The sequence below is a fragment of the Telluria sp. ZT3P39 genome (genome assembly GCF_059685935.1).
In genome coordinates this window covers 1-5,673 of sequence record NZ_JCASIH010000051.1, presented here as the reverse complement: position 1 = coordinate 5,673, position 5,673 = coordinate 1, and the positions used below count along the sequence as shown (strand labels likewise).

At 66.6% G+C, this 5,673-nt stretch carries 4 protein-coding genes; 1 reads left to right on the top strand and 3 read right to left on the bottom strand.

Going from position 1 to position 5,673, the window contains the following annotated elements; translation table 11 throughout:
• Positions 1-170 precede the first annotated feature (170 nt).
• The 3 genes from AC56LR_RS21470 to AC56LR_RS21460 form a co-directional block, all read right to left on the bottom strand.
• Positions 171-2,585 (bottom strand): catalase, encoded by a 2,415-nt coding sequence (locus AC56LR_RS21470; protein WP_497133492.1) that lies wholly within the window; start codon positions 2,583-2,585, stop codon positions 171-173.
• Between the two features lie 138 nt (positions 2,586-2,723).
• Entirely contained in the window at positions 2,724-2,906 is a 183-nt protein-coding gene (locus AC56LR_RS21465) for a hypothetical protein (protein ID WP_497133490.1), read from the bottom strand.
• Positions 2,907-2,985: 79 nt separating this feature from the next.
• Positions 2,986-3,975: an MYG1 family protein gene (locus tag AC56LR_RS21460; RefSeq protein ID WP_497133488.1), complete on the bottom strand. Its 990-nt coding sequence runs from the start codon at positions 3,973-3,975 to the stop codon at positions 2,986-2,988.
• A gap of 223 nt (positions 3,976-4,198) precedes the next feature.
• Between AC56LR_RS21460 and AC56LR_RS21455 the strand changes: the two genes are divergently transcribed.
• Positions 4,199-5,545, top strand: coding sequence for an SGNH/GDSL hydrolase family protein (locus AC56LR_RS21455; protein WP_497133486.1), 1,347 nt, complete (start codon positions 4,199-4,201; stop codon positions 5,543-5,545).
• The last annotated feature ends 128 nt before the right edge of the window (positions 5,546-5,673 follow it).

Genomic DNA, 5,673 nt, shown 5'->3' with positions numbered 1-5,673 from the left:
GAGTCGTACTACAAGAAAAAGCGACGACGGGAAGCCGAAGTGGCTTCCCGTCAGCTCAGACTGATCTAATGGAGGACGTCAAGAACATTATTCCGGACAGCAGTGGGCGAAGGCCGGAACCCAAGGTCGAACGCCGGCACATCGCCGGCGCCTTCGTAAAACTACTTAAGTCACACCGCGGGCGGATCCGTCTCCCGCGCAAACGTCCGGTGTCCCGCGAGCGCCAGCTTGAACGCATCGAGCGCGGCCTCCGGCTTGGCGTCGGCGCCGATGATCAGGCCCGGATCGTCCGAACCGTCCGGCAGCGCCTTCGGCACCATGGCCTTGTCGAGCAGGCCCTCGCCCGCGCCGAGCACCAGGATCGGCTTGCAGTGGCGGTACTGCTCGCGCACGAAGTCGATCGCGTGGGCGTTGCGCGCCAGCGCCTCGACCGCCTTGGCGCCGTCCGGTACGATCATGCCGTCGTACAGCACCGACGGGCCGGCCTCCAGCGACACTTCGACGTCGAGCATCGAACCGTCCGCCGCCTTGACCTTGCCCAGCAGGTTACCCACCAGGCGAGGCACGGCGCCATCCATCACCAGGCTGGCATAGACCGATTGCACCTGCGCGCCATCCACACCCGGCGCCACGAAGATCGCGACGCGGCGGGTACGCACGCCCGTGATGCCGGCACGGCTCAGGAGCGACAGCGACGGAGACGGCGGATACGACGGGATCGGCGCGTCGGTCGCCAGCGGCAGCGGCTCCGGCACTTCCAGGCCCAGGCCCTCGGCCACCTTGGCCACCAGGCCGTCGTCGACATTGGCCAGCAGCGCCAGCATGCGCAGGCGGATCGCCACCGTCTGCACGCGCGTCAGCTCGAAGCGGAAGGCGTTGGCAATGTGGGCCTGCTCGACTGGTGTCTGGCTCTGGTAGAACAGACGCGCCTGCGAATAATGGTCGGCGAACAGTTCAGGTTTACCGCGCACCTTGTCTTCGGCCACGCGCTCGGGGAAGCTGGTAAAGCCCTTGCTGCCAGCCTGGAACGGGCAGCCGCCGCCCAGCGAATTCGGCTCGTACGATACGCGGCCGCGGTGGATCGCCTGGCGGTGCATGCCGTCGCGCTGGTTGTTCTGGACCTGCACGATCGGCGCATTGATCGGGATCTCGTGGAAGTTCGGGCCGCCCAGGCGCGAGAGCTGGGTGTCGAGATAGGAGTGGATGCGGCCCTGCAGCAGCGGATCGTTGGAGAAGTCGATGCCGGGGATGATGTGGGCGGTGCAGAAGGCCACCTGCTCGGTCTCGGCGAAGAAGTTGTCCGGGTTCCGGTCCAGCACCATGCGGCCGACCTTCTGCACCGGCACCAGCTCTTCCGGAATCAGCTTGGTCGGGTCGAGGATGTCGAAGCCGAAGGATTCCGACTCTTCTTCGGAGAAGATCTGCAGGCCCAGCTCCCACTCGGGGAAGTTGCCCGCCTCGATGGATTCCCACAGGTCGCGGCGGTGGAAATCGGGGTCGGCGCCCGAGATCTTCACTGCCTCGTCCCACACCAGCGAGTGGGTGCCCTGCATCGGGGTCCAGTGGAATTTGCAGAACTGCGATTCGCCCTGCGCGTTGACCAGGCGGAAAGTGTGCACGCCGAAGCCCTGCATGGTGCGGTAGCTGCGCGGGATCGCGCGGTCCGACATCGCCCACATCAGCATGTGCGCGATTTCCGGCGAGAGCGAAGCGAAATCCCAGAAGGTATCGTGGGCGCTGGCCGCCTGCGGCATGCCGTGGTGCGGCTCCGGTTTCACGGCATGCACCAGGTCGGGGAATTTCATCGCGTCCTGGATGAAGAAGACGGGCATGTTGTTGCCCACCAGGTCCCAGTTGCCCTCGTCGGTATAGAACTTGACGGCGAAGCCGCGCACGTCGCGCGCCACGTCGGTCGAGCCGCGTTCGCCGGCGACGGTCGAGAAGCGCACGAACACCGGGGTGCGCTTGCCCTTGGCCTTGAAGGGCGCGGCGCGGGTGACCGCACTCAAGTCCTCATAGGCCTCGAAGAAGCCGTGGGCCGCCGAACCCCGCGCGTGCACGACCCGCTCGGGAATGCGCTCGTGGTCGAAATGGGTGAGCTTTTCGCGCAGGATGAAATCTTCCATCGCGGTCGGGCCGCGCAGGCCGATCTTGAGCGAATGCTGGTTGTCGGCGACCGGCACGCCCTGGTTGGTGGTCAGGTGGCGGTCGCCGGCATCCACGCGCACGCGGTCGAGCGGGTCATTGCCCGGATTGGCGCCGGCCGGCGGCTGGCCGCTGCCCACCTTGTCGGACTGGACGATCTCGCTGCTGGTGCTGCCGGTGGCGCTGGGGGCCGACGGCTTGGCCGTGGCGCCGCGCTCCGGCGTGCGGGCGGCGTCGCCGTATTCGTCCGGCTTGTTCGCGTTGAAGGGCATGTCGGCCGCCAGTTCCTGGCCGGCCACCGTCTTTTCCAGCAGGCGCTGGCTGACCGGATCTTTTGACCCCAGGGTGGACGGCGGCGTCGGGTCCGACGGGCCTGCCATGGTGCTCATGATGGAACCGGCGCCGGCCACGGATTTCGGCGCGTTCTTGCTTTTAGCCATCTCTGCCTCACTGTTATTCGTTATGGGGAACTACCAACGAACAACATAGCCTTGCAGGTGGTATGTGAACTGTTGCGCATCTAACAGTACGACCATGTTTCTCGCTATCCCCCGATAGCAAAACGCTATGAAACGCCGCTAGCGATGGATTTCGTGGCAGACCCCGAGCAGGGTGCCGCGGCGCAGCCGCAGGCGGGTATGCCGGGGGCGGATGCCGGCCGACATGCCCCAGGCCGCGGCCCAGCGCAGGGCCCGGTCGGTGTCCGGCCCGAAAGGCCGCGCCGCCGATGCCCGGTTGAGGGCCGCCGACATGCGTTGCATTGCATACAACTTTCGCATTGAAACTGTCTTCGCCATGAGGCCAAGATAGTCCTTCTGCTGCGCTGCGACAGTGCCTTACCTAACTCAAACGGGAATTGCTGCCTTCCTCGAAGAGCGGCGTCAAACCCGCGTCCACCGCCTGCAGGGCCTGTTTCGCCATGGCATAGGCGCCGTCAAACGATTTCGCTGCAGCAATGAACCGGCCGTTGTGGCAGAACTTCGCGTCCGCGACGCCTGTCACCGCCGCCAGTTCCTCGTCGCGCAAGCCGGCCCAGGGTTCCGGCAGGTCGGCCCGGGCATCGAAGGTATCGGTGGTGGCCGGCACCGTGTGCAGCATGTAGCGGTCTTCCGACAAGCTATGGCTGATCACGAACAGCACCTTCGGCATTTCCTTGCGCACCACGGAAGTCCATGGCAGCGCGGCATTCTTCAGGAACAGCAGGCGCCCGCCCTCCATCGGCTCGGCCTGGCGCACCTGCGCCAGCGCCAGCGTGGCGCCGACCCGGTATTTCACGGCATTGGCCATCACGTCGGTGAGGAAGGCCATCGCCTTGCGGAACTGCGCCAGGCGGTAGGCCTCTGCCTCCGCACCATAGCCGAGGCGCTGCTCGTCCATCCAGTTCGGGTTGTAGCCCGAGACCACGGCCGACATGCCGTAGCCGCCCGGCGCATTCTTGGCCGCGCCCACGTCCGACAAATCGAGGTACTGGACGATGTCGGTGTCGATGGCATAGGCCAGCTGCTGCGCCGTATCGGCATCCATCTGGTGGCCGGTGTGAAGCGCGGCCAGCGCGGCGACGCAGCGCCCGCCAAATTCGCGCCAGACCAGGCCTGCGCTGGCATAAGGCACGCCGCTGGCGCGGGCGCCCTCGAAGCCTTTCTGGTGGTGATCGAAGCGGCCGGCGGCCGGATCCCAGATGCCGCCGACGTCGACGACGAAATCGGCCGCCTCGATGACCGCGCTGTCGCGGGTGCGCACGATCTGCGCTTCGGGGAACAGGATATGCAGGGCGGCGACCGCCCATGCGTCGTCCGCATGGAACTTGCCGTTGTGGGTCACGATGACCATTGATTACTCCAGGTGCTTTTATTCGAAGGACAGGATCATACCGGCATCCCGGCAAGTCGTTGCGGACGCCGATAAAAATTCTTGCAGGAATGTCAATCTCCCGGCGCCTCGATCCTGCGCAAAGGTGGGGTCTGGCGCCGCCTTGTTCCGTGCTGCCGAGCTCGTTAGATTGACTAGACGAGCTCATGCCTAACGCATGGCTGTCATTTCGAGGAGCACACGCATGCAACGCTTCCTGCCTTACCTGGCCGATGTCGTCCGGCGCTTCAAGGATGACCTCGTCTCGTCCACCCGCGGGCCGTATCCACCACGACGGCGCCTGCTGCTGGGCGGCGCCATGCTGGCCGCGGCCATCGCCCTGCCCCATCCGGCCGGCGCCCAGGACTGGATCGGCGACCGCTGGACCACCACCTGGGGCACCGCCCCCGCCGGTCCGCCGCCCGAGGCGAGCCTGCAGACCTTCACCGACCAGACCGTGCGCCTGGTGGTCCATACCAGCATCGGCGGCAACCGCGTGCGCATCCGGGTGTCGAACGAGATGGGCAGCCTGCCCCTGACCGTGGGCGCCGCGCGCATCGGCCTGCGCGCCGGCGGGTCGGACGTCGCGGCCGGCACCGACCGCGCACTCACGTTCGGGGGGCGCACCGCGGTGACGATCCCGCCCGGCGCGCCGGTGCTGTCCGATCCGGTGGAACTCAATGTCCCGCCACTGTCCGACATGGCCGTGAGCTTCTACCTGCCCGGCACCGTGCAGGCGAGCACCCTGCACGCGCTGGCGCTGCAGACCGGCTACGTCTCGCTGCCGGGTAACTTCACCGCCGCGGCGACCCTGCCGGTGCAGCGCACGATCGCCATCTGGCCCTTCCTGACGGCCGTTGAAGTCGACGCTACCGGCCCGGCGATCGTCGCGCTGGGCGACTCGATCACCGACGGCACGCGCAGCACGCCCGACACCAACAACCGCTGGCCCGACTGGCTGGCGCGGCGCCTGCAGACCGAACGCGATTCGGTCCTCGGCATCAATGTGCGCCTGGCTGTGGTCAACCGCGGCATCAGCGGCAACCGCCTGCTCGGCAATTCGCCGAATGCGCTGGCCGGGCGCAGCGCGCTCGAACGCTTCGACCGCGACGTGCTCTCCACCGCCGGGGTGCGCTTCCTGGTGGTCCTGGTCGGCATCAACGACATCGGCAACAGCTCGGCCACCAGTCCGGTCACGGCGGAGGACCTGATCGCCGGCTACCGCCAGCTCATCGCGCGCGCCCACGCCAAGGGCATCGCCATCGCCGGCGGCACCCTTACGCCTTTCGAGGGCGCAGGCTACTACTCGCCCGAGAAGGAAGTCGTGCGGCAGGCGGTGAACAACTGGATCCGCAACCACGACGAGTTCGACGCGGTGCTCGATTTCGACCGCGCCACGCGCGACCCGGCCCGCCCGGCGCGCCTGCTGCCGGCGTATGACAGCGGCGATCATTTGCATCCGAATGACCTGGGCTACCAGGCGATGGGGAATGCGGTGCAGTTGAATTTATTCAGGCGGGTGACGAAGGCAGGGGCCGTGGCCTTGCCGTAACCCGTAACAACCAACTTCGGGGTCAGGTCCTGACCCTTCCCCTCAAATTCTCACCTCCTGCACCAAGGTAATCAGTTCAATAAGGGCGGTCTCGAACGCGTGTGGAGGTAATCGAAGTCGCGTACTCT